This window comes from Streptomyces resistomycificus (genome assembly GCF_001514265.1).
In the GTDB taxonomy this organism is placed as follows: domain Bacteria; phylum Actinomycetota; class Actinomycetes; order Streptomycetales; family Streptomycetaceae; genus Streptomyces; species Streptomyces resistomycificus.
Window position 1 is genome coordinate 133,833 of sequence record NZ_KQ948989.1, and the last position, 21,748, is coordinate 155,580.

Annotated in this window: 19 protein-coding genes; 8 read left to right on the forward strand and 11 right to left on the reverse strand. The window is 72.6% G+C overall.

Features of this window, described 5'->3' with window-relative positions; all coding sequences use genetic code 11:
- The first annotated feature begins 10 nt into the window (after positions 1-10).
- From AQJ84_RS05990 to AQJ84_RS06005, 4 genes are all read left to right on the forward strand, one after another.
- Entirely contained in the window at positions 11-685 is a 675-nt protein-coding gene (locus AQJ84_RS05990; RefSeq protein ID WP_053190782.1) for an urease accessory protein UreF, read from the forward strand.
- Between the two features lie 152 nt (positions 686-837).
- A complete protein-coding gene (gene ureG, locus AQJ84_RS05995) occupies positions 838-1,515 on the forward strand; it encodes an urease accessory protein UreG (RefSeq protein WP_030041522.1) in 678 nt (225 codons plus the stop codon).
- Positions 1,512-2,276 (forward strand): urease accessory protein UreD, encoded by a 765-nt coding sequence (locus AQJ84_RS06000; RefSeq protein WP_053190839.1) that lies wholly within the window; start codon positions 1,512-1,514, stop codon positions 2,274-2,276. The genes ureG and AQJ84_RS06000 overlap by 4 nt, the downstream gene beginning before the upstream one ends.
- 147 nt (positions 2,277-2,423) lie before the next feature.
- Positions 2,424-4,022: an alpha/beta hydrolase gene (locus AQJ84_RS06005; RefSeq protein WP_030041524.1), complete on the forward strand. Its 1,599-nt coding sequence runs from the start codon at positions 2,424-2,426 to the stop codon at positions 4,020-4,022.
- Positions 4,023-4,085: 63 nt separating this feature from the next.
- Here AQJ84_RS06005 and AQJ84_RS06010 read toward each other — a convergent pair whose 3' ends face one another.
- The 7 genes from AQJ84_RS06010 to AQJ84_RS06040 form a co-directional block, all read right to left on the reverse strand.
- Positions 4,086-5,111 (reverse strand): NAD-dependent epimerase/dehydratase family protein, encoded by a 1,026-nt coding sequence (locus AQJ84_RS06010; RefSeq protein ID WP_107082667.1) that lies wholly within the window; start codon positions 5,109-5,111, stop codon positions 4,086-4,088.
- 109 nt (positions 5,112-5,220) lie between these two features.
- Positions 5,221-5,943: a lysophospholipid acyltransferase family protein gene (locus AQJ84_RS06015; protein ID WP_030041526.1), complete on the reverse strand. Its 723-nt coding sequence runs from the start codon at positions 5,941-5,943 to the stop codon at positions 5,221-5,223.
- A 166-nt stretch (positions 5,944-6,109) separates the two neighbouring features.
- Complete coding sequence (locus AQJ84_RS06020; RefSeq protein ID WP_030041527.1) at positions 6,110-7,339, reverse strand: PP2C family protein-serine/threonine phosphatase; 1,230 nt, start codon at positions 7,337-7,339, stop codon at positions 6,110-6,112.
- Positions 7,340-7,396: 57 nt separating this feature from the next.
- On the reverse strand, positions 7,397-9,961 hold the full coding sequence (locus AQJ84_RS06025) for a SpoIIE family protein phosphatase (RefSeq protein WP_030041528.1): 2,565 nt from the start codon (positions 9,959-9,961) through the stop codon (positions 7,397-7,399).
- A 163-nt stretch (positions 9,962-10,124) separates the two neighbouring features.
- Positions 10,125-11,348: an ornithine--oxo-acid transaminase gene (rocD, locus tag AQJ84_RS06030; RefSeq protein ID WP_053190779.1), complete on the reverse strand. Its 1,224-nt coding sequence runs from the start codon at positions 11,346-11,348 to the stop codon at positions 10,125-10,127.
- Positions 11,345-12,157 carry a dimethylargininase gene (ddaH, locus tag AQJ84_RS06035; RefSeq protein ID WP_030041531.1) on the reverse strand — a complete coding sequence of 271 codons (813 nt, stop codon included), beginning with the start codon at positions 12,155-12,157 and terminating at the stop codon, positions 11,345-11,347. The genes rocD and ddaH overlap by 4 nt, the downstream gene beginning before the upstream one ends.
- Before the next feature lie 154 nt (positions 12,158-12,311).
- On the reverse strand, positions 12,312-12,797 hold the full coding sequence (locus AQJ84_RS06040; RefSeq protein ID WP_030041532.1) for an Lrp/AsnC family transcriptional regulator: 486 nt from the start codon (positions 12,795-12,797) through the stop codon (positions 12,312-12,314).
- Positions 12,798-12,875: 78 nt separating this feature from the next.
- On the opposite strand from AQJ84_RS06040, the gene AQJ84_RS06045 reads away from it, so the two are divergent.
- Genes AQJ84_RS06045 through AQJ84_RS06060 form a run of 4 tightly spaced genes read left to right on the forward strand, consistent with a single transcriptional unit; the run spans position 12,876 to position 16,950 of the window.
- Positions 12,876-13,625: a LytR/AlgR family response regulator transcription factor gene (locus AQJ84_RS06045; RefSeq protein WP_030041533.1), complete on the forward strand. Its 750-nt coding sequence runs from the start codon at positions 12,876-12,878 to the stop codon at positions 13,623-13,625.
- A gap of 1 nt (position 13,626) precedes the next feature.
- Positions 13,627-13,983 (forward strand): hypothetical protein, encoded by a 357-nt coding sequence (locus tag AQJ84_RS06050; protein WP_030041534.1) that lies wholly within the window; start codon positions 13,627-13,629, stop codon positions 13,981-13,983.
- Between the two features lie 25 nt (positions 13,984-14,008).
- Entirely contained in the window at positions 14,009-15,736 is a 1,728-nt protein-coding gene (locus tag AQJ84_RS06055) for a sodium/solute symporter (protein ID WP_030041535.1), read from the forward strand.
- The gene (locus AQJ84_RS06060) at positions 15,733-16,950 is read left to right on the forward strand and encodes a sensor histidine kinase (protein ID WP_030041536.1); all 1,218 of its coding nucleotides are present in this window, start codon (positions 15,733-15,735) and stop codon (positions 16,948-16,950) included. Before AQJ84_RS06055 ends, AQJ84_RS06060 begins: the two co-directional genes overlap by 4 nt.
- A gap of 9 nt (positions 16,951-16,959) precedes the next feature.
- Here AQJ84_RS06060 and AQJ84_RS42075 read toward each other — a convergent pair whose 3' ends face one another.
- The 4 genes from AQJ84_RS42075 to AQJ84_RS06075 form a co-directional block, all read right to left on the reverse strand.
- On the reverse strand, positions 16,960-17,130 hold the full coding sequence (locus AQJ84_RS42075) for a membrane protein (RefSeq protein ID WP_030041537.1): 171 nt from the start codon (positions 17,128-17,130) through the stop codon (positions 16,960-16,962).
- Between the two features lie 13 nt (positions 17,131-17,143).
- The gene (locus tag AQJ84_RS06065; RefSeq protein WP_030041538.1) at positions 17,144-19,237 is read right to left on the reverse strand and encodes a protein kinase domain-containing protein; all 2,094 of its coding nucleotides are present in this window, start codon (positions 19,235-19,237) and stop codon (positions 17,144-17,146) included.
- Positions 19,238-19,260: 23 nt separating this feature from the next.
- Entirely contained in the window at positions 19,261-20,625 is a 1,365-nt protein-coding gene (locus AQJ84_RS06070) for a PASTA domain-containing protein (RefSeq protein WP_310591759.1), read from the reverse strand.
- A gap of 159 nt (positions 20,626-20,784) precedes the next feature.
- A complete protein-coding gene (locus AQJ84_RS06075) occupies positions 20,785-21,735 on the reverse strand; it encodes a cytochrome c oxidase assembly protein (RefSeq protein WP_030041541.1) in 951 nt (316 codons plus the stop codon).
- Positions 21,736-21,748 lie beyond the last annotated feature (13 nt).

Below are 21,748 nucleotides of genomic sequence, written 5' to 3' on the forward strand. Positions count from 1 at the left end.
GGGGATCCTGATGTCCAGGGCCGCACTTCTCGTCCTGGCCGACGGCCGCTTCCCCGCCGGAGGGCACGCGCACTCCGGCGGGGCCGAGGCGGCCGTCAAGGCCGGACGCGTCACCGGGGCCGCGAGCCTCGAGGACTTCTGCCGCGGGCGGTTGCACACGGCGGGGCGGGTCTCCGCCGCGCTGGCCGCGGCGGCCGTACTCGGCGTCGATCCCGTGCGGTTGGACGCCGCCGCGGACGCCCGGACGCCGTCTCCCGCGCTGCGGGCCACCGCCCGCAAGCTCGGGCGTCAGCTGATGCGGGCCGCGCGGGCGACCTGGCCGTCCTCGGAACTCGACGCCCTGGCACGGGAGTTCCCCAAGGGGGCGCACCAGCCGGTGGTGCTCGGGCTCGCGGCTCGGGCGGCGGGGCTGGGGGCGCTGGACGCGGCCTACTGCGCGGCGTACGAGAGTGTCAGCGGGCCGGCGTCGGCCACGGTGCGGTTGCTGAGCCTGGATCCCTTCGACGCGACCGGCGTGTTGGCACGGCTGGCGCCGGAGCTGGACCTGGTCGCGGACCAGGCGGTGGAAGCCGCGCGCGAGTGTGTCGACGCAGGGGTCGACGCCCTGCCGGCGGCCTCGGCTCCGCTGTTGGAGATCAGTGCGGAGGCGCATGCCGCTTGGGCCGTGCGGCTCTTCGCGTCGTAGGAGGTTGTTCCTCGCCCCCACCGCCCCTACCCGTCCAGCCCCTACCCGTCCCGCCCCTGGGGGCTCCCGCCCCCAGACCCCCGCTTCGGCCCTGAAGGGGCCTCGTCCTCGAACGCCGGACGGGCTGAAGACCGTGCCTTAGGAGCCGCCCCATGCACCTCGACCACTCTCACGACGGCCCCGCGGCCGTCAGCGCCGACGCCCGCCGCCCCGACGGCACACGCCGTGCCCTGCGGATCGGGCTCGGTGGGCCCGTCGGGTCCGGGAAGACCGCGACCGTGGCCGCGCTGTGCCGGGCGCTGCGCGACGAGCTGTCGCTGGCCGTCGTCACCAACGACATCTACACGCGCGAGGACGCGGAGTTCCTGCTCCGGGAGGCCGTGCTGCCGCCCGAGCGGATCACCGCTGTGGAGACGGGAGCGTGCCCGCACACGGCGATCCGGGACGACATCTCCGCCAACCTCGAAGCGGTCGAGGACCTGGAGGACGAGGTCGGCCCGCTGGACCTGATCCTCGTCGAGTCCGGCGGCGACAACCTCACCGCCACCTTCTCCAGGGGGCTCGTGGACGCGCAGATCTTCGTGATCGACGTGGCCGGCGGCGACGACATCCCGCGCAAGGGGGGCCCGGGTGTCACCACCGCGGACCTGCTCGTCGTGAACAAGACCGACCTCGCGCCCTATGTGGGCTCCGACCTCGGGCGGATGGCGGCCGACGCCAAGGCGCAGCGGGCCGAACTGCCGGTCGTCTTCCAGTCCCTCAGGGCCGAATCCGGGGTGCGGGACGTCGCCGACTGGGTGCGGAAGCAGCTCGCCGCGTGGACGGCATGACCGCCGCCGCGACCGGAGTACGGGCCACCGCGCGCATCGTCGCGCGGGACGACGGCCGGGGCGGTACGTCACTGCCCGTGCTGGAAGGTGACGGGCCGCTGGCGTTGCGACGCACCCGGGGCAGCGGCGACGAGGCGCACGTCATGCTCGTCGGCGCGATGAGCGGGCCGCTCGGCGGTGACCACTTCGCCGTGCGGGCCGGGGTGGAGGCCGGGGCCAGGCTGCGCGTCGGATCGGCCGCCGCCACCATCGCACTGCCCGGCCAGGCCAAGGGCGAGGCGCGTTACGACGTCCGGCTCACTGTCGCCGACGGGGCCGAACTGCGCTGGCTGCCCGAACAGTTGATCTCGGCCGGCGGCAGCGATCTGCGCGTCACGACCCACGCCGACCTCGCTGCCACGGCCCGCCTCGTGCTGCGTGAGGAGCAGGTACTCGGACGGGTAGGCGAGGAACCGGGACGACTGGTCAGCCGTCTGGTGGTACGGATCGAGGGGCGGACCCTGCTCGACCAGGAGCTGGACTGCGGGCCCGGAGCTCCGGGTGGCTGGGACGGGCCCGCCGTGCTCGGCGGACATCGTGCCGTCGGCCAAGCAGTCGTGGTGAGGCCGGAGTTCGAGGACAGACCGGTGTCGGCGCGGGTGCTGGGGGAGGGGGCGGCGGTCGTGCCGCTGGCAGGTCCCGCCGCACTCGTGACCGCCGTCGCGCCGGACGCGCTACGGTTGCGCCGGGTGCTCGACGAGGCACTGAAGTCGCTCGGCTAGACCTCTCGCGCCGGGAGACGCCATCCGCACAGCGGACGGACCGATCCGGTTATCGGATTGGCAAAGAAGGCCGACCACCCCTGTTCTCAGGAGACTCACAGCCGAGAGGATCCCCGTACTCGACAACGACGTACGGGGAGGGCCCACTTGAGGGACAAGAGAGCGACGAGGCGGGCGGCCGCGTTCGGTTCCGCCGGAGTGCTCGTCACGGCGACCCTGATAGCCGGGGCCGTCACGGCCCCCACAGCCAGCGCGGACACCCCCCGCCACGGCAAGGACCGCGAAGCCGTCGGCGCCGCGATCGCCGCCGCCAAGGCCGCGAAGACCGGGATCGACTGGCAGGACTGCCCGGCCGACTGGGGCCTGGAGAAGCCCATCCAGTGCGGCTATGTCACCGTGCCGCTCGACTACGCCAAGCCCCACGGCAAGCAGGTCAGGCTCGCCGTCGACCGCATCGGCAACACCGGCACCAAGGAGGAGCGCCAGGGCGCCCTCATCTACAACCCGGGCGGACCGGGCGCCTCCGGCCTGCGCTTCCCGCGCCGCGTCACCACCAAGGCGCCGGTCTGGGCCAACACGGCCAAGGCGTACGACTTCGTGGGCTTCGACCCGCGGGGCGTCGGCAAGTCGGCGCCGATCTCCTGCGCCGACCCGCAGGAGTTCGTCAAGGCACCCAAGATGGACCCGGTGCCGGACTCCGAGGCCGACAAGCGCGTCCAGCGCAAGCTCGCCCGCGAGTACGCCGAGGGCTGCCACGAGCGCAGCGGCGAGATGCTGCCGCACATGACCACCCCGAACTCCGCGCGCGACCTGGACGTCATCCGCGCCGCACTCGGCGAGAAGAAGCTCAACTTCCTCGGCGTCTCCTACGGCACCTACCTCGGCGCCGTCTACGGGACCCTGTTCCCGGGCCATGTGCGCCGGATGGTCGTCGACAGCGTCGTCAACCCGTCGAGGGAGAAGATCTGGTACGAGGCCAACCTCGACCAGGACGTCGCCTTCGAGACCCGCTGGAAGGACTGGCAGGACTGGGTCGCCGCCAACGACGCCGTCTTCCACCTCGGCACCACGCGCGCCGAAGTCCAGGCGAAGTGGCTGGAGTTGCGCGCCACCGCCAAGAAGAACCCCATCGGTGGGGTCGTCGGCCCGGCCGAGCTGATCGGCTTCTTCCAGGGCGCCCCGTACTACGACTCCTCGTGGATCCCGGTGGCGACGGTGTTCAGCAAGTACGTCGCCGGCGACACCCAGGCGCTCGTCGACGCGGCGGCCCCCGACCTCTCCGACACCGCGGGCAACGCGGCCTCGGAGAACGGCAACGCGGTCTACACGGCCGTCGAGTGCACCGACGCCAAGTGGCCCACCAGTTGGCGGAAGTGGGACCGGGACAACACCCGGCTGCACCAGGACTACCCGTTCCTGACCTGGTCCAACGCCTGGATGAACCTGCCCTGCGCGACCTGGCCGGTCAAGCAGCAGACCCCGGTGAACGTCAGGACGGGCAAGGGGCTGCCGGGCGTGCTGATCGTGCAGTCCGAGCGTGACGCGGCGACCCCGTACGGCGGCGCCGTCGAACTGCACAAGCGCTTCAAGGGTTCCCGCCTGATCACCGAGAAGAACGCGGGTTCCCACGGAGTGACCAGCCTGGTCAACCCGTGCATCAACGAGCGGGTGGACGCCTACCTGCTCAGCGGCGGGCTGGACGGCGCCGACGTGACGTGCGCGCCGCACGCCACGCCGAAGCCGTAGGACAGACGTACCGCGGGGGCGGGGCCGGACCACCGGCCGCCCCCGCGCACGTGTCGGCGTCTTCTACCTGTCGAGGAAGGCGTCCTCCGCCGTGTAGTCGAAGAGGTCGCCGTACGACTGGAGCATCTTCGGGTACGCCTCGCGCCAGTCCCGTCCCGTGAGCCGCTCCTCGATCCACGCGACCGTCTCCGGCAGCGTCTCGGCGTACCGGACCACCGGCCGGTAGCCCAACTCCCTTTCCGCGGCCGCCATGTCGCACACGACGGGCACCGGTACCGACCACGGCGTGTCCCCCACGGAGGGCGCCGGCGGCGGCCCGTCCACCAGGACGCTCTCCGTCTCGACTCCCATCACCTCGTCGATCGCCCGCGCGACCTCCGACACGGTCGGGGCGTCCGGATCCACGGCGTTGAGGACCCGGGTGCCCGGCCGTGCGGCGGCCAGCCGGATCAGCTCCGCGATGTTGTGCACGCTCGCCGGGTGGAACCGGCTCTCGCCGCCGAAGGCGATGACCCGCCGGGGCCGGCCGTCCAGGTTCCGCTTGACGAAGTAGAGCTCGCGAGGTGTCCGGCAGTGCGGACCGTGGATCGCGCCTGCGCGCAGCAGCGTGGCCGGCAACCGCCCGCCCGCGTCGAGGAGTTCGCGCTCCAGCCCGGCCTTGCGGGTGCTGTACGAGGTGTCGCCCGGCCGTACGGTCCGCTGCTCCTCGGGGATCGGCACCGGGTACTCGGGGAAGCCGTCCGGCTCCGCCTGCGTGTCGAAGTTCCGGCCCTTGTCGTCCTCGTACACGGACACGCTGGAGATCACCACCGCCGAGCCCACGCGGTCGGCCAGCGAGGTCAACTGCCGTGCGTGAGCGGGCCCGAAGGCCACCATGTCGACCAGTACGTCACAGCCGTCGCCGACCGCCGCGGCCAGGGCCGCCGCGTCCTCCCGGTCCGCGCGCACCGCGTGCACCTCACCGGGCCAGCTCGCGTCCCGGCCGCCGCCCCGCGAGACGGCCGTGACCTCCCAGCCGTCCCGGGCCAGCGCGCCGACGGCCACCCGCCCGATCTGTCCCGTCGCTCCGATCACCACAGCTCGTCTCATACGGCGACCGTAGGGCCCGGCCCACAGCCGGTGCCAGACGCTCTGCCGACAGCAGAGGGGGACAGCGGCCGGTTGACGACAGCGGCCGGTCACGGACTGACCGCGGGGGTCAACTCAGCGGCATCCGGGGGAACCTGCGCTCCTTGGCCTTGGCCGCTGCCTCCTCGGCCTTGACGACGGCCGCGTACTGGTCGACGTACTCCTGCTCGGACAGCGACAGGATCGCGTACATGATCTCGTCGGTGATGGCTCGCAGGACGGCCTTCTCGTTCTCCATGCCCTCGTACCGGGAGAAGTCGAGCGGCTTGCCGAACCGGATCACCACGGGGTGGATGTTGGGGACGACCTTGCCGGGCGGCTGGGCCTCGAACGTGCCGATCATCGCGCAGGGGATGACGGGAACCCGCGCCCTGAGGGCCATCACCGCGACGCCGACCTTGCCCTTGTAGAGCCGGCCGTCGTGGGAACGGGTGCCCTCCGGGTAGATGCCGAGCAGCTCGTCCTTGGAGAGGACGCCGAGTCCCTCGCGGATCGCGGCCTGGCCCGCCTCCTTGCCGGAGCGGTCCACCGGGATCTGCCCGGCGCTGCGGAAGAAGAACGCGGTCAGCCGGCCCCGGATGCCGGGGCCCGTGAAGTACTCGGCCTTCGCGAGGAAGGTGATGCGCCGCTTCAGGACGGCGGGCATCAGGAAGTGGTCGGAGAAAGAAAGGTGGTTGCCCGCGACGATGGCCGCACCTGACGCCGGAACGTGCTCCAGGCCTTCTATTCGAGGGCGGAAGACCAGTCTCAGCAACGGCCCCAGGAACACGTGTTTGAGCAGGTAGTAGAACAAGGGGGGTCGCTCCTCACTCCGGCGGTCGGCTCAACCGCCGCGTTAAAGCAGGTCAACCGGCACGTCATCGGGGTGCCAGTGTAGGGCCGGGCCGTGGCCTCCGAAACCGGGCCGGGCGCGCCGGGGTACGGGGTTGGCCGATCGTCGACGGGTGGGCGACGGCGGCTCACAGCCGCACGATGATCAGGGCCGTGTCGTCGGTCGCGCCGCCGGGCGGCAGCAGCTCCAGCAGCACGGCGTCGGCGAGGGCCTCCGGGTCCTCGGCCCGATGGCGGCGCAGGGACTCGGCCAGCCGGGCCAGGCCGGTGTCGATGTCCTCGCGCCGCCGCTCGACGAGACCGTCGGTGTACAGGGCGAGGATGGCGCCGTCGGTGAAGGTGGCGCCGGCCTGCGGCCTCGGGATCGGGTCGGGATGGGCGTCGAGCGGCGGGTCGGTGGCCTGGTCCAGGAACTCCACCCAGCCGTCGGGGTGGACCAGGACGGGAGGGAGGTGACCGGCGCTGCTGTAGGTGATCGTGTGCCGGTCGAAGTCGACGAACGTGGTGACCGCGGTGGCCGATTCGGCACCGTCGACGACATGCGCGTACCGCCCCAGCACGTCCAGCGCCTGCGCGGGGCCCTCGGCGACCCGGGAGGCGGCGCTCAGCGCGCTGCGCAGCTGGCCCATCACCCCGGCGGCCGCCAGCCCGTGGCCGACCACGTCGCCCACGGACACGCCGAGCCGGTGGCCGCCCACCAGGTCGACCATGTCGTACCAGTCGCCGCAGACGTTCAGCGCGCCGAGTGCCGGCCGGTAGCGGACGGCGGCCCGGTGATCCCCCACCTGTCGCCTGGCGGGCAGCATCGCCTCCTGGAGGGCCAGGGCCACCTCGCGCTCGCGGGCGTGCGCCAGCCGCAGCCGCTCGTTGAGGTCCTGGAGCTCGCGGGCGCGGGTGTACAGCTCGGCCTCCAGCACCCGGGTCCGGCCGGTGGTCCGGCCGCCACGCGCCCGGATCAGCTCGGTGACCTCCTCGACCCGGTGCACCAGCATCACCACGTTCCCGTCCGGGCCGAACACCGGCGCGTTGCACGGGCTCCAGTAACGCTCCTGCCAGTGCCCCGCCCGGGTGGGGTCCTCGACGTCGTAGCGCTGTAGGGCCATGCCGTCGCGTTCCCCGGTGTCCAGGACGCGTTGCATCGACGCCTCCAGGTTGCGCATGCCCGTCGCCGTGGGGTCGTTGGGGTTGTCGGGAAAGACCTCGAACAGATGCCGCCCGACCATCTGTTCGCGTTTGCGGCCGGACGCGCGACAGAACTCCTCGTTGACGTCCGCGTAGACCAGCTCGGGCGTGAGCAGTGCCACCATGCCGGGCAGGGCCTGGAAGACCGCCCTGTAGTCGATCACCGATTCGTCCATGGCTTCCGCCCTCACCACCGGGATGACCTAGTTTCCCACGATATGCGCCGGATCAGGTCACATCGGCGGATCGGTGAGTGACTGCTCCGCCCAGATGACCTTCCCCTCGGGAAGGAAGCGGGTGCCCCACCGCTGCGTGAACTGGGAGACCAACAGCAGGCCGCGCCCGCCCTCGTCCGTGGTGCGGGGATGGCGCAGGTGGGGAGCGGTCGCGCCGCCGTCGAAGACCTCGCAGATCAGCGACCGGTCCTTGATGAGGCGCAGCCGGATCGGTCCGGCGGCGTGCCGGATGGCGTTGGTGACCAGCTCGCTGACGACCAGCTCCGTGGTGAAGGCCAGCTCGTCCAGATCCCAGTCCGCCAGCCGGCGGCAGGCCGCCTTGCGGGCGTCGGCGACGACGGACGGGTCGGCGGGCAATTCCCAGGACGCGACCCGGTCGGCGTCCAGGCGCCGGGTACGGGCCATCAGGAGCGCCACGTCGTCGCGCGGCCGGGCCGGCACCAGCGCGTCCACGACGGCACGGCAGCGCAGGTCGAGCGAGGCCGTCGGCTGTCCGAGAGCCTGGCGCAGCCGCTCCCGGTGCGCGTCCACGTCCGACGCCTCACCACGGGCCGGCAGCAGGCCGTCGGTGTACAGCGCGAGCGTGCTGCCCTCCGGCAGGACCGTCTCCACCGACTCGAACGGCCGGCCGCCCGCGCCCAGCGGTGGCCCCGGCGGCAGGTCCAGGAAGGTCACCGATCCGTCGGGCCGGACGACCGCGGGCGCGGGATGCCCGGCGGCGGCCATCGAACACCGCCCGTCGACCGGGTCGTGGACGACGTACAGACAGCCGGAACCCACCCCCTGCGCCGCGCCCTCGTCACCACCCGGGGCCACGCTCTCCTCCTGCGCGTTCCGCGCGACCAGGTCGTCGAGATGGGCCAGAACCTCGTGCGGCGGCAGATCGAGCGCCGCGAGCGTCCGTACGGCGGTTCGCAGCCGGCCCATCGAGGCCGCGGCGTCGATCCCGTGCCCGGGGACCTCGCCCACGACGAGGGCCACCCGCGCGCCGGAGAGCGGGATCAGGTCGTACCAGTCGCCGCCGAGCCCCGTCAGCTCGTTCGCCGGGCGGTAGCAGGCGGCCACCTCCACCGCGTCCTGGTCGGGCAGCCGGTGCGGGAGCAGGTTGCGCTGCAGTCCCAGTGCCGCGTCCCGCTCGCGGGTGTAGCGCCGCGCGTTGTCCACGCACACCGCGGCCCGTGAGACCAGATCCTCGGCCAGGTTCAGGTCGTCCTCGTCGAACGGCTCCTGCCTGCGACGCCGGAAGAACGTGGTCACGCCCAGCGTGACGCCCCGCGCCCGGATCGGCACCACCATCGCGCTGTGCAGCCCCAGTCCCAGAAACGTGACCCCCTGGCCGTCCGTGGCGTCGGCGCCCCAGTACCGGGCGAGGGGATCGAGCCGCGCCTCGCGCCAGGGCCGGCCGGTGGCGAGGCAGCGGACCGGGGGCGAGTCGGGCAGGTACACCGCCGGTTCCCCGGTGCCGATGGCGGGATGGGCGGCGCGGGGGCTGGGGCCGTCGGTGCCGATGGTCAGGGTGTCCCCGCGGTCGCCGGTACCGACGGCGGGGGAGGCGAGCTCGCCCGTGTCGCCCGCCCCGTCGGTGTCCGTCGCGTTCGCCGACCGGTGCCCCACCCTCCGCAGCTGTACCGGATCCGTGCCGTCCAGCGGCCCGGGCGCCGGCTCCGCGCCCCGCAGCACCGACTCCAGCAGGTCCACGACGACCAGGTCGGCGAGCGCCGGTACGGCCACGTCCGCCAGTTCCTGGGCCGTCCGCACGATGTCCAGGCTGCGGCCGATGTACTCGCCGGCCCGGTCCAGGAGGGCCAGCCGCTGGCGCGCACGGTGGTGCTCGGTGATGTCCACGACGGTGTAGTACACGCCCATCGGGCGACCCCGCTCGTCGTCGAGCCGGGTGAAGGACAGCACGTGCGCGGTCTCCCGGAGCGGCGCCGACCGCACGCTGCCGACGTGCTCGTACCCGAGGACCGGTTCCCCGGTCGCCAGCACGTGCCGCATCTGCGTCTCGACGGCGTCGGCGTCCAGACCCGGCTGTATGTCCCCCAGCCGCAGTCCGAGCCGCTGCTCGGGCGGGCCGCCGCCGAACCGGCTCAGGGCCGCGTTCGACCACACGAACCGCAGGTCGGTGTCGACGATGGCGATCCCGATGGGCGACCGGGCGACCATCTGCTCCAGCACACCGCGATGCATGTCCCAGCCTGGGGCGCCGGCCATCTCCGACAGCAGTACCAGCCACCGCGCCGGCCCCCGGGCCTCCTCGGCGGAGGCGACCCGGACCATGACCCGGACCGACCCCCCGTCGCCACGACGCACCGACAACAGCCCCGCCCAGCCGCCGTCCCGGTGCCACCGCTCGACCAGCGGCGGTACCCGTCCGGCGTCCTCGGCGACCACCAGGTCGGCCAGACTCCGGCCGACCACCTCGGCGGCCGGGTACGCCAGCATCCGCTGGGCGCCCGCGCTCCAGCCCGTCACCACCCCCGCCGCGTCGAGCAGCAGGGGCGCCGCATCCGCCACGTCGAACGCCAGGCGGGCGAGCTCGTGCTCCTCCGATGTGTCCACGGCCGACCTCTCTGTCGCTGAGAGTGGTCTACCACCTCTTGCCCCCATCTTGCCCCTCAACGACCGGACCGCACCGCGTCGAGGGCGCCGGGCGGGTGGCGGTAGCGGCGAGCGACCCGCCCGCTCGCGCGCCGCCCCACCCGCTCGCCCCGCCCGTGCCGGCTCAGCCGCGCCCGAGCACTCCTTCCAGCACCTCCAGCGCCGAGGCGAGCTCGGCCTCCGTGATCGTCAGCGGCGGCGCCAGGCGGATCGTCGAGCCGTGGGTGTCCTTGACCAGGACGCCCTCCCCCATGAGGCGGTGGCTCACCTCGCGGCCGGTGCCGATGGCGGGGTCGACGTCCACGCCCGCCCACAGGCCGCGCGAGCGGAATCCGAGGACGCCCTTGCCGACCAGACCGGTCAGGCCGTCGCGGAGCACCGCGCCCAGGTCGCGGGCGCGGCGCTGGAACTCGCCCGTCTCCAGGAGCTCGATCACCGCGGTGCCCACCGCCGCGGCGAGCGGGTTGCCGCCGAAGGTGGAACCGTGCTCGCCGGGCCTGAGCACCCCCAGGACGTCCCGGCGGGCGACCACCGCCGACACCGGCACGATCCCGCCGCCCAGGGCCTTGCCCAGCAGCAGCACGTCCGGAACCACCCCTTCGTGCTCGACGGCCAGGGTCCGGCCGGTGCGGCCGAGGCCGGACTGGATCTCGTCGGCGACGAACAGACAGTTCGTCCGGCGGGTCAGCTCCCGCACTCCGGCGAGATAGCCGTCGTCGGGGATGACCACCCCCGCCTCGCCCTGGATCGGCTCGATCAGCACCGCCGCCGTGGTCTCGTCGACCGCCGCCTCCAGCGCGGCCAGGTCGTTGTAGGGGACGACACGGAAGCCCGGCGTGAAGGGGCCGAAGCCCGACCTGGCCGTCTCGTCGGTGGAGAACGACACGATCGTCGTGGTGCGGCCGTGGAAGTTGTCCGCCGCGACCACGATCGTCGCCCGGTCCGCAGGGACGCCCTTCACCTCGTACGCCCACTTGCGTGCCACCTTGATGCCGCTCTCCACGGCCTCCGCGCCCGTGTTCATCGGCAGCACCATGTCCAGGCCGGTCAGCCGCGCGAGCCGTTCGGCGAACTCGGCCAGCCGGTCGTTGTGGAAGGCGCGCGAGGTGAGCGTCAGGCGGTCGAGCTGCCGGTGGGCCGCCTCGATCAGCGCGGGGTGACGGTGGCCGAAGTTGAGCGCCGAGTAGCCGGCCAGCATGTCCAGGTAGCGGTTGCCCTCGACGTCCTCCACCCAGGTGCCCTCGGCGCGGGCCACCACCACGGGCAGCGGGTGGTAGTTGTGCGCGAGCACCGGCTCCTCGGCGCGGATCAGGTCGGCGGAGGTACGCGTGGAGACGGGAGCGGTCATGAGCGGATCTCCTGGGTGCAGCACTTGATGCCACCGCCGGCCTTCTGGAACTCGGAGAGGTCGACGGCGACCGGGACATAGCCGTGGTCGGCGAGACGGGCGGCGAGCGCCTCGGCCCGCGGTGCGATGAAGACGTGGCGGCCGTCGGACACGGAGTTGAGGCCGAAGGCCATCGCGTCGTCGCGGGTGGCGAGCACCGCGTCCGGGTACAGACGGGCCAGCGCCTCGCGGCTGCCGGGGGAGAAGGCCTCCGGGTAGTACACGATGTTGTCGTCGTCCAGGACGAACAGCGCCGTGTCCAGGTGGTAGAAGTACGGGTCCACCAGGGTCAGGCTGATCACCGGATGGCCGAAGAACTCCTGCACCTCCCGGTGCGCCTCCCGGCTGGTTCGGAACCCGGTGCCGGCCAGCACGTACCGGCCCGTCCAGACCAGGTCGCCCTCACCCTCGCAGACGGCCTCCGGGCGGTGCACGTCGTAGCCGGCCGTCTTGAACCACGTCTCGTAGTGCGTGGACTCGGGACGGCGCTCGGGGGCGTGGAAGAGGGAGCCGAAGACCCGGCCGTCGACGACGACCGCCGAGTTCGCGGCGAAGACCATGTCCGGGAGCCCGGCGACGGGTTCCACGGCGTCGACGTCGTGGCCGTGCGAGCGGTAGGCGCGGATGAGCTCCCGCCACTGCTCCTGGGCCAGATCGACGTCGACCCGGGTGTCGGGATGCATCCAGGGGTTGATCGCGTACTGCACGGCGAAGTGTCTGGGTTCGCAGACGAGGAAGCGCCGCCGGCGCGGCACACGGGAATCGGTCACAGAGGGGTTCCTCCGCTTCCTGCCGTATCGATAGGGGTTGACTCCAAGGTAGGAACCGACCGAGACGGGCGACAAGGAACAGGGAGTGCGTGTTCGCGCAGGAATCCTGCGTCTTCGGTCCGGATCACGCACATCCGTTGCGCGCCTCGCAGGTTTACTCCGGCACGGGCTGGCTGGCGCCCGCCTCCGGGCTTTCCGGGAGGAGGTGGGACAGCACCATCACGCTGATCGTCTTCCGGATGAAGGGCTCCACACGGATCCGCTCCAGCACCTCCTCGAAGTGCTCGACGTCCCGGGCCCGCACGTGCAGCAGCGCGTCCGCGCCGCCGGTCACCGTCATCGCCGCGGTGATCTCCGGGTGGTTGCGGACGACCTCCGCGAGCCGTCGGGGCGGGGCCGCGCCCTCGCAGTACACCTCGACGTACGCCTCCGTGCGCCAGCCCAGCGCAGACGGCTTCACCGTGGCAGTGAACCCGGTGATCACGCCCGTGTCCCGTAGCCGGTCCACGCGTCGCTTGACCGCGGTCGAGGACAGTCCGACCGCCGCGCCGATCTCGGCGAAACTGGTCCTGGCGTTCGCCATCAACGCGGTGACGATCTTCCGGTCGAGGTCGTCGAACGGCGTGTGCCTGCTGTTCATGCGGGCACTGTATCCAGCGGAAAGGTCCGGCCCCCGGCACGTGTCGTGGCGTGCGAATTACTCCTACACTCCGGGTTCATGCTGCGCGCCCTGGCTGTCGACGACGAACGCCCCTCGCTGGAGGAACTCCTCTACCTCCTCAACGCCGATCCCCGCATCGGCAGCGCGGAGGGTGCCGGTGACGCCACCGAGGCGCTGCGCCGCATCAATCGCGCCCTGCAGTCGGGGCCCGACGGGCCGGAGGCGATCGACGTCGTCTTCCTCGACATCAACATGCCCGGCCTCGACGGGCTGGATCTCGCCCGGCTGCTCACCGGCTTCGCCCTGCCGCCGCTCGTCGTGTTCGTCACCGCGCACGAGGACTTCGCCGTGCAGGCCTTCGACCTCAAGGCCGTCGACTACGTGCTCAAGCCCGTCCGCAAGGAACGGCTCGCGGAGGCCGTCCGCCGGGCCGCCGAACTGCGCGACTCCGCGCCCCGCATACCCGTGCACGAACCCGACCCCGACCAGATACCCGTCGAACTCGGCGGCGTGACCCGCTTCGTCCCCGTCGACGACATCACCCATGTCGAGGCCCAGGGCGACTACGCCCGGCTGCACACCGACCGGGGCAGTCACCTCGTACGCATCCCGCTGTCCACCCTGGAGGAACGCTGGCGGGGCCGCGGCTTCGTCCGGATCCACCGCCGCCACCTCGTCGCCCTGCGCCACGTCGGCGAACTCAGACTGGACGCGGGCACGGTGAGCGTCGTGGTCGGCGCCGAGGAACTCCAGGTCAGCCGCCGCCACGCCCGTGAGCTGCGGGACCTGCTGATGAGGAGGCCATGACGTGCCCCAGGATCCCGCCGACCGCCGCGTCGTCGTCACCGGCCCGCCCCGGCGCGCCCGCCGGGCCTCCGGCTACTACCGCCCGCGCACCGAGATCGACGAACAGACCACCCTCGGCCACACCTACGTGCGTTCCCTGATGCGCACCCAACTGCGCGCCGCCCTCGCCGTGTTCGCGTTCCTCGCCCTGCTCGTCGGCCCCCTGCCGCTGCTCTTCGAGGCGATGCCCGACGCCCGCCTCGAATGGGCGGTCCTCGGCTTCGGCCTCTACGTCCCCCTGGTCCTGCTCGCCCGCTGGTACGTGCGGCGCGCCGAACGCAACGAACGGGACTTCGTACGCCTCGTCGAAGACCGCTGAACCCGCCAGACCGAGACGTGGACCGATGAACTCCAGCTACGCCGTTCCCGCCGTCGCCCTGGTCGTCGTGGCGACCGTCCTCGTCGGCGCCTTCGGCCTGCGCATATCGCGCACCACCTCCGACTTCTACGTCGCCTCCCGCACCGTCGGCCCCCGCCTCAACGCGGCCGCCATCAGCGGCGAGTACCTGTCCGCCGCCTCCTTCCTCGGCATCGCCGGCCTGGTCCTGGTCCAGGGCCCGGACATGCTCTGGTACCCGGTCGGCTACACGGCCGGCTACCTGGTCCTGCTGCTCTTCGTCGCCGCCCCGCTGCGCCGTTCCGGCGCCTACACGCTCCCCGACTTCGCCGAGGCGAGGCTCGCCTCCCAGGCGGTGCGGCGACTGGCCGGCGCCTTCGTGGTGGGCGTCGGCTGGCTGTACCTGCTGCCCCAACTCCAGGGAGCCGGACTCACGTTGACGGTGCTGACCGGAGCGCCCCCGTGGCTGGGCGGAGTGATCGTGGCGGCCGTGGTCGTCGCCACCGTCGCGGCCGGCGGCATGCGCAGCATCACCTTCGTGCAGGCCTTCCAGTACTGGCTCAAGCTCACCGCCCTGCTCGTCCCCGCCCTCTTCCTCATCCTCGCCTGGCAGGCCGACGGGGCACCCCGGCACGCCTTCGAGGAACCGGCCACCTTCCGCGACCAGCGGGTCGTCCGCGTCGACGCGGGCCTCGACCTCAAGCTGGACGCCCCCCTGACGGTCACGGTCAGCGGCACGGTCGACGGCCGCGTCCACGACGACCGGCGCCTGCGCCTGCCCGCCGGCACCCACCGCATCGAACAGGGCACCCGGCTGACCTTCGACCGGGGCTCCTCCGTCCCGGCCGCCGACCGCGGCAGCAACGGCGGTATGTCGACCTCCCTGGCCGCGAGCCGCGAAGAACGCCCGCTGTACGCCACCTACGGGCTGATCCTCGCCACCTTCCTCGGCACCATGGGCCTGCCGCACGTCGTCGTCCGCTTCTACACCAGCCCGCACGGTGTCGCCGCCCGCCGCACCACCGTCGCCGTCCTCGGCCTGATCGGCGCCTTCTACCTGCTGCCGCCCGTCTACGGCGCCCTGGGACGGCTCTACGCCCCCGAACTCACCATCACCGGCGACGCGGACGCCGCCGTCCTGCTGTTGCCCGAGCGGGTGATCGGCGGCCTCGGCGGCGACCTGCTCGGCGCGCTGGTGGCGGGCGGGGCCTTCGCCGCGTTCCTGTCCACGGCTTCGGGGCTGACCATGGCCGTCGCGGGCGTCCTCACCCAGGACGTGCTGCCCTCGCGCGGCGTACGGCACTTCAGACTCGGCACGGTGCTGGCCATGGCGGTACCGCTCGCGGCGAGCATGCTCGTGGGCGGACTGCCCGTCGCCGACGCGGTCGGGCTGGCCTTCGCCGTGTCGGCGTCGTCGTTCTGCCCGCTGCTGGTCCTCGGCATCTGGTGGCGGCGGCTGACCCCGCCGGGCGCGGCCGCCGGGATGCTGGTCGGCGGGGGCTGCGCGTTCCTGGCGGTCGCCGCGACGATGGCGGGCTTCCCGGGCCGGGGCCCGCTGCACGCCCTGCTGGCCTGGCCCGCCCTCTGGTCCGTGCCGCTGGGCTTCCTCACCATGATGCTGGTGTCCCTGGCTTCGGCGGGACGCGTACCGGCGGGCACGGCGGCGATCCTGGCCCGCTTCCATTTGCCGGAGGAACTGCGGGCGGAGGAACTGCGGGCGGAGGTGAAGGCATGAGCGGGTTCCTCGCCGGACTGTGCGTGGCGATCCTCCCGGTGCTGGCGGCGGGCTTCTGGCTCGGCAGGCGTACCGCCCGCCCCCAGAACCTGGGCGGACTCGGCACCCCCGTCGAACACGCCACTTTCCAGACCCTGCACACCGCATCCCTCGCCGCACCCCCGCTGCGAGCGGGCCTCACGGAGGAGACCGCGCGCAAGTCGGCCCGCCGACTGCGCACGCTGCTGGGCACGGACGCGCTGTGCCTGAGCGACCAGCAGCGCGTCCTGGTCTGGGACGGCGTCGGCGGCCATCACCGCACCGAGATCATGGAACGCCTCGCGGGCCCCCTGGAGACCGGCCGCGGCGAGGCGTTCCCCCTGAGCTGTGACACCCCCGACTGTCCGGTCCGCTGGGCCGTCGTCGCCCCCCTCACCGTCGACGACCGCGTGCACGGCGCCCTGGTCGCCTGCGCACCGCGCGAGTCGGCGGTCCTGGTCCGCGCGGCCGGGGAGGTGGCCCGCTGGGTCTCGGTCCAGCTGGAGCTGGCCGACCTCGACCAGTCCCGCACCCGCCTCATCGAGGCCGAGATCAAGGCCCTGCGCGCCCAGATATCCCCGCACTTCATCTTCAACTCGCTCGCGGTGATCGCCTCGTTCGTCCGCACCGACCCCGAGCGCGCCCGCGAACTGCTCCTGGAGTTCGCCGACTTCACCCGCTACTCGTTCCGCAGACACGGTGACTTCACCACCCTGGCCGAGGAACTCCACGCCATCGACCACTATCTGGCGCTCGTCCGGGCACGCTTCGGCGACCGCCTCTCCGTCACCCTGCAGATCGCCCCCGAGGTACTGCCGGTGGCCCTGCCCTTCCTGTGCCTCCAGCCGCTCGTCGAGAACGCCGTCAAGCACGGCCTGGAGGGCAAGGCCGTGTCCGCCGCGGGCAAGAGCCACATCAGCATCACCGCCCAGGACGCCGGCGCGGAGGCGCTGGTCGTCATCGAGGACGACGGCACCGGAATGGACCCCGTCCTGCTGCACCGCATCCTCGCGGGCGAGGTGAGCCCGTCCGGCGGGATCGGGCTGTCCAACGTCGACGACCGGCTCCGCCAGGTCTACGGGGACGACTACGGCCTGGTCATCGAGACGGCTGTCGGCGCGGGCATGAAAATCACCGCCCGGCTGCCCAAGTACCAGCCGGGGGTGCACTCGGCGGGCCGCCTCGGCGGCGGCTGAGGACCGTCGCTAGGTGCTGCGGGTGGCCACCATCCCGAGGGTGATCAGCCCCAGTACGACCCAGCCGAACCACAGCCAGCCGTTACTGCCGAGCGCCACCGTGTAGGCGGTCACCGCGACGAGTCCGCCGACGGTGAGCACCCCCATCGTTCTGGTCGAGCCGTCCGTGGAACCGGGCATCGCAACACCCTCCTCATGGTTCGTCCCCCTCCATGGTGCCCCCGTTCTGCCTCCGTACGGTGCAGACGACGAAATGTGTGCCGTTCTTCCAGGCGCCCTCACTGGTCCAGGAGCCCGCCGTGTACACCGACGGGTCGAAGCCGTAGTCGCCCGGCGGCACCTCACGCCCGCACGCCACGTCCGACTCCGTCCGTGCCTCGGCGAGCGTGACGTCTGCGCCCAACCGGGTGAATCCGAGCACCTCCTCGTCGTGCGGCTGCCCGCAGGACACCAGCCGGGCGTCCCGGTTGGAGCGGACGTCCAGACAGTCCCGTTTCTGCATGGTCGCCGTGTCCGCGAAGGCCGCGCCCGCCTCACGGTGGACGTCCAGCGGCCCGTACACCGGCCCGTGCGCGCCGAGCACCAGACAGGCGCTGCGCCGCCCGGCGGCCTCGAATCCGTCAGGGGTCGGCACGACGGCGAGACTGCGCACGTCCGCGAGCCTGTCCCGGACCTCCCTCGTGCGCTCCTCGCAACGGTCGGGTCCCAGCCGCCGCGCCTCGTCCGCCGACGCGGCCTCGACGAACGCCAGCACCTGCCCGTCCGGAGCCGCGCCCCCGCAGCTCGGATCCAGTGACAGCCGGGGGGTGCCCCGGAAGCGCTCCGCGCCCGCCCAGTCGGCGAGCACACAGTCACCTTCCCGCAGCGCCTTCGAGAGCCCGACACCGGCTCCGTACGGCGCTCCGCTCCCGTCGCCGCCCTGGCCCCCGGCGCCGCCGGTGCCGCTCCGGTCCGCCAGGGCGTACCAGACCCCGCCCAGGGCGAGGACCATCCCGAGGCCGCAGGCGAGGGCGGCCCGCAGCGCGTGCGAGCGCTCACGCCGCCGCCTGCCGGGCGCGGACGGGGGCGACAGCGCGAAGGACGGCCCGAACCCGTGCGGATCGTGGTCGTGGGGCGGTAGGGGTCCGTGCGGGTCCCCGGGCGGCGTGAGGCCATGCGGGTCGTGCGGCGGCGCGAACCCCCGCGAGTCCCGGCGCGGCGCGAACCCCCGCGGATCCGGGGCAGGCGTGGATCCTCGCGGGCCGGCGGTCCGCCCGAGCCCCGGGGAGTCGGCGGTGGGCGCGAAGCCCCGGGGATCCGCCGTCGGTCCGTGCCCGGCCGCTCCGGCCGTCCCGTTCGGCCCGGCGGGCGGCGCGGGTGACCCCGCCCAGGGCGGCTGCGACCCCAGGTCCGTCCAGGTCCGTGAGTACGCCTCGGCCTGCGGTGTGACGATCTGAGAGAGCGCCACCTCCGCCTCCGCCGCCGACAGCCGCTCCCCGGGGTCCTTGGCGAGCAGCGCGGCCAGCACCGGCCCCAAGGCCCCGGCCCGGACGGCCGGACGCGGTTCCTCCATCACCACCGCGGTGACCTCGGCCAGATGCGACTCCCGCTCGAACGGGCCCCGGCCCTCGACGGCGTGGTACAGCGTGCAGCCCAGCGAGAACAGGTCGGCGGCCGGGGTGGGCGCCCCGCCCGTCGCACGCTCGGGCGCCAGATATCCGGCGGTCCCCACCAGCACGGACGCCAGCGTGTACCGCTTCTCGCCGGCGTCCGGCTGTACGGAGATGCCGTAGTCGGTGAGCAGGACGCGGCCGTACGGCGCCCCGGCGCGGTCCGGCGCGAGCAGGATGTTCGCCGGTTTCACGTCCCGGTGCATGACGCCCCGCCGGTGCCCGGCGGTCAGCGCGTCCAGCACGGCGAGGCCGACCCGGGCGCACTCGGCCGGGGCCAGCGGCCCCCGGGTCCCGACCAGCTCCCGCAGGTCGACGGCGCCGGCCACGTACTCCATGACGATCCACGGCAGGCCCTCGTGTTCCAGCACGTCGTGCACGGTCACCACGTGGGGGTGGCCGCGCAACCCGGCCGCGTGCCGTGCCTCGGCCCGGGCCCGGGCGACCCGCGCCTCCCGCTCGTGACCGGCCTCCACCGGGTCGCGGAACACGATCTCCTTGAGCGCGACCTCGCAGGCGAGTCTCCGGTCGTGGGCGAGCCACACATGGCCCATGCCGCCGCTGCCGAGCTGGTTCAGCAACAGATAGCGACCGGCGATGACCCGGCCCACTCCCGACGTCGGTGTTCCTGAAGGCATCCGGTGACTCCACGGTTCTGCGGCTACGTGGTCGCGTCGGCGGGTGCGCCGCGCGCCGGGGTGCTCGTGACCGGGTCGCTGCTCGCCGGTTCGCTGATGACGGGCGCGCTGGTCGACGGCGGTGGTGCGGTGCCGGTGGTGACCGGGGCGCTGGTCGGCGGGGCGCTGGTGACCCCCGGCGGCGCGCTGGTCACCTCGGGCGGCGAGCTCGTCGACGGCGGCGCGGAACTCGGCGGGCGACTGGACGGCGTGTCCTTCTCCGGCGCGGAGCCGGAGGGCGGCCGCGACGACGGCGCGGAACTCGACGGCGAACCGGGCCCGGGTGATCCGGCACCGGACGGCGAACTCGCCCCGGGCGATCCGGTACCCGACGTACCGGATGTACCGGACGGCGTACCAGACGAGGGTGCGGCGGGGGGCGTGTCAGGCCGGGGCCCGCCGCTCGACGGCGGCGGAGCACCCGTGGCCCCCGGAGAGCCGGGCGCCGGGGGAGTGGCCACCCCACCGGACGAGCCCCCCTGCCCGCCTCCGGCCGCGTCCCCGCCCCCGGCCACGCTCAGCGTCACGTACTCCCCGAACCCCAGCTCGCTCCCCGCCGGTGGATCGGACGCCGTGACCTTCGCGCCGTCGGGCGGCAGCCCCTTCCCGTCGTACCCGACGGCGAGCCCCTTGTCGGCCAGCTGCCGGCTCGCCTGCCCGAACGTCGCTCCCGCGAGGTTCGGGACCGCGCGCCGCTCGCGGGTGTCGAACGCGGAGTCGTCCTCGCCCCTCGTGCCGACCGGGCGGCTGATGCCCCGCTCGGGTTCCTCGACATCGACCAGGGCGATCCGCTGCAACGCCCGGGGCGCGGGGCGCACCGCCACGACCCGGGAACGCTCGTAGCCCTGCCACTTCTCGTTGCCGTCCTCGAACTCGACCGAGATCCGGCCGGAGTCGCCCTCGAAAGGCCGCAGTGGATTTCCGCACGAACACTTCACGGCCGGCTGTCCCTGCTGATCCACGAGAATCGCGATTCCCGCCTGGAGCAGCGAGTCGTAGGGGACGGCCTTTCCCTTTTTGTAGTCGTGGTTCTTCACGAGAGTGTCGTGACGCAACAGAACAGGTGTGAGGCGTTCCAGATAATCCGGAATCCCGGCTGTCGGGATGCCCACGGCACGCGCCCACGCCCGCGCCTTCCGGTCCTGGGCCGGATCGGTGAGGAACTGTTCCAGGCGGTCGACGTCACAGATCGTCGGCTGTTTCGAACCCCCGTACAGACCGGGTGTGTCCCCTTGTTGCAGGCCACCGTGCACGGCCTTCGACCGCACCTGGGCATCTCTGCCCAGCCCGCTGCTCTCGTCGAAGAACGGCGCGAGCGAGGGCACGCCCGCGGCGACCGCCTTCACCACGGCCAAGGGCGTCTCTCTGTCGCAGCCGCTCAGTGCGAGAACGAGAACCAGGAAGCACGCAATCCTTTTCCCGGCCCCTTGCATGAATGCGCGAAGTGTCATCACCGCTCCCCCCGGCGGTTCCCCCATCGCGCTTCATGCTACTGAATAAGAGGCCTTTCAATGCCCGCGTGCGTTCAATGAGGCCAAATAGGCGTTGTATGCCTCGAGTTCCTTGTCGCCGTCACGGTCGGCGGCCCGGTCCTGGCGCTTCGCCTGCCGCTGCTCGGAGCTGTACCACTGGAACAGCAGGGCGATCAGCACCAGTACGGACGGGATCTCGCTGAACGCCCAGGCGATGCCGCCGGCCGCGTTCTGGTCGGAGAGCGCGTCGATGCCGAGCGAGGCGGGCGGGTTCTCGAACGTCTCGACCATGGGCGCGGACGCCATCATCAGCGCGATGCCGAAGAACGCGTGGAACGGCATGCCCGCGAACAGCTCCAGCATCCGCATCAGATAGCCCGGCCGGCTGGGGCCCGGATCCACACCCATGATCGGCCAGAAGAACACGAAGCCGACGGCGAGGAAGTGCACCATCATCGCGACGTGCCCGGTCTTGGAGCTCATCAGGAAGTCGAACAGGGGCGTGAAGTACAGCGCGTAAAGGCTCGCGATGAACAGCGGGATGGTGAACGCGGGGTGCGTGATGATCCGCATGTACCGGCTGTGCAGGAACATCAGCAGCACCTCGCGCGGCCCCTTCCGCCCCCGGCCGGCGGTCGGCAGCGCCCGCAGCGCCAGCGTGACCGGGGCGCCGAGCAGCAGCAGGATCGGCGACAGCATGCTGATGACCATGTGCTGCACCATGTGCACGCTGAACATGACCATGCCGTAGTCGTTCAGCCGGGTGCACATCATCAGCCCGACGGACAGCACCCCGACGACGTACGCCACGGTCCGCCCCACCGGCCAGGAGTCCCCGCGCCGCCTGAGCCGCACGACCCCCCACCCGTACAGCCCGAGCCCCACCAGGCAGGCCACGAGGAAGAACGGGTCCGCCGACCACTGAAGACCCCGCCCCAGCGTGAACGGCGGCAGATCCATGGTCATGCCGTGCCCGCTGTGATCCATCCAACGGCTCCTG

What these genes read in the sequence shown, in the direction of transcription:
- AQJ84_RS05990 (WP_053190782.1), top strand. Translation starts at nt 11, where the DNA reads ATGTCCAGGGCCGCACTTCTCGTCCTGGCCGACGGCCGCTTCCCCGCC.
- ureG (WP_030041522.1), top strand. Translation starts at nt 838, where the DNA reads ATGCACCTCGACCACTCTCACGACGGCCCCGCGGCCGTCAGCGCCGAC.
- AQJ84_RS06000 (WP_053190839.1), top strand. Translation starts at nt 1,512, where the DNA reads ATGACCGCCGCCGCGACCGGAGTACGGGCCACCGCGCGCATCGTCGCG.
- AQJ84_RS06010 (WP_107082667.1), bottom strand. Translation starts at nt 5,111, where the DNA reads ATGAGACGAGCTGTGGTGATCGGAGCGACGGGACAGATCGGGCGGGTG.
- AQJ84_RS06020 (WP_030041527.1), bottom strand. Translation starts at nt 7,339, where the DNA reads ATGGACGAATCGGTGATCGACTACAGGGCGGTCTTCCAGGCCCTGCCC.
- rocD (WP_053190779.1), bottom strand. Translation starts at nt 11,348, where the DNA reads ATGACCGCTCCCGTCTCCACGCGTACCTCCGCCGACCTGATCCGCGCC.
- AQJ84_RS06040 (WP_030041532.1), bottom strand. Translation starts at nt 12,797, where the DNA reads ATGAACAGCAGGCACACGCCGTTCGACGACCTCGACCGGAAGATCGTC.
- AQJ84_RS06045 (WP_030041533.1), top strand. Translation starts at nt 12,876, where the DNA reads ATGCTGCGCGCCCTGGCTGTCGACGACGAACGCCCCTCGCTGGAGGAA.
- AQJ84_RS06055 (WP_030041535.1), top strand. Translation starts at nt 14,009, where the DNA reads ATGAACTCCAGCTACGCCGTTCCCGCCGTCGCCCTGGTCGTCGTGGCG.
- AQJ84_RS06060 (WP_030041536.1), top strand. Translation starts at nt 15,733, where the DNA reads ATGAGCGGGTTCCTCGCCGGACTGTGCGTGGCGATCCTCCCGGTGCTG.
- AQJ84_RS42075 (WP_030041537.1), bottom strand. Translation starts at nt 17,130, where the DNA reads ATGCCCGGTTCCACGGACGGCTCGACCAGAACGATGGGGGTGCTCACC.
- AQJ84_RS06065 (WP_030041538.1), bottom strand. Translation starts at nt 19,237, where the DNA reads ATGCCTTCAGGAACACCGACGTCGGGAGTGGGCCGGGTCATCGCCGGT.
- AQJ84_RS06075 (WP_030041541.1), bottom strand. Translation starts at nt 21,735, where the DNA reads ATGGATCACAGCGGGCACGGCATGACCATGGATCTGCCGCCGTTCACG.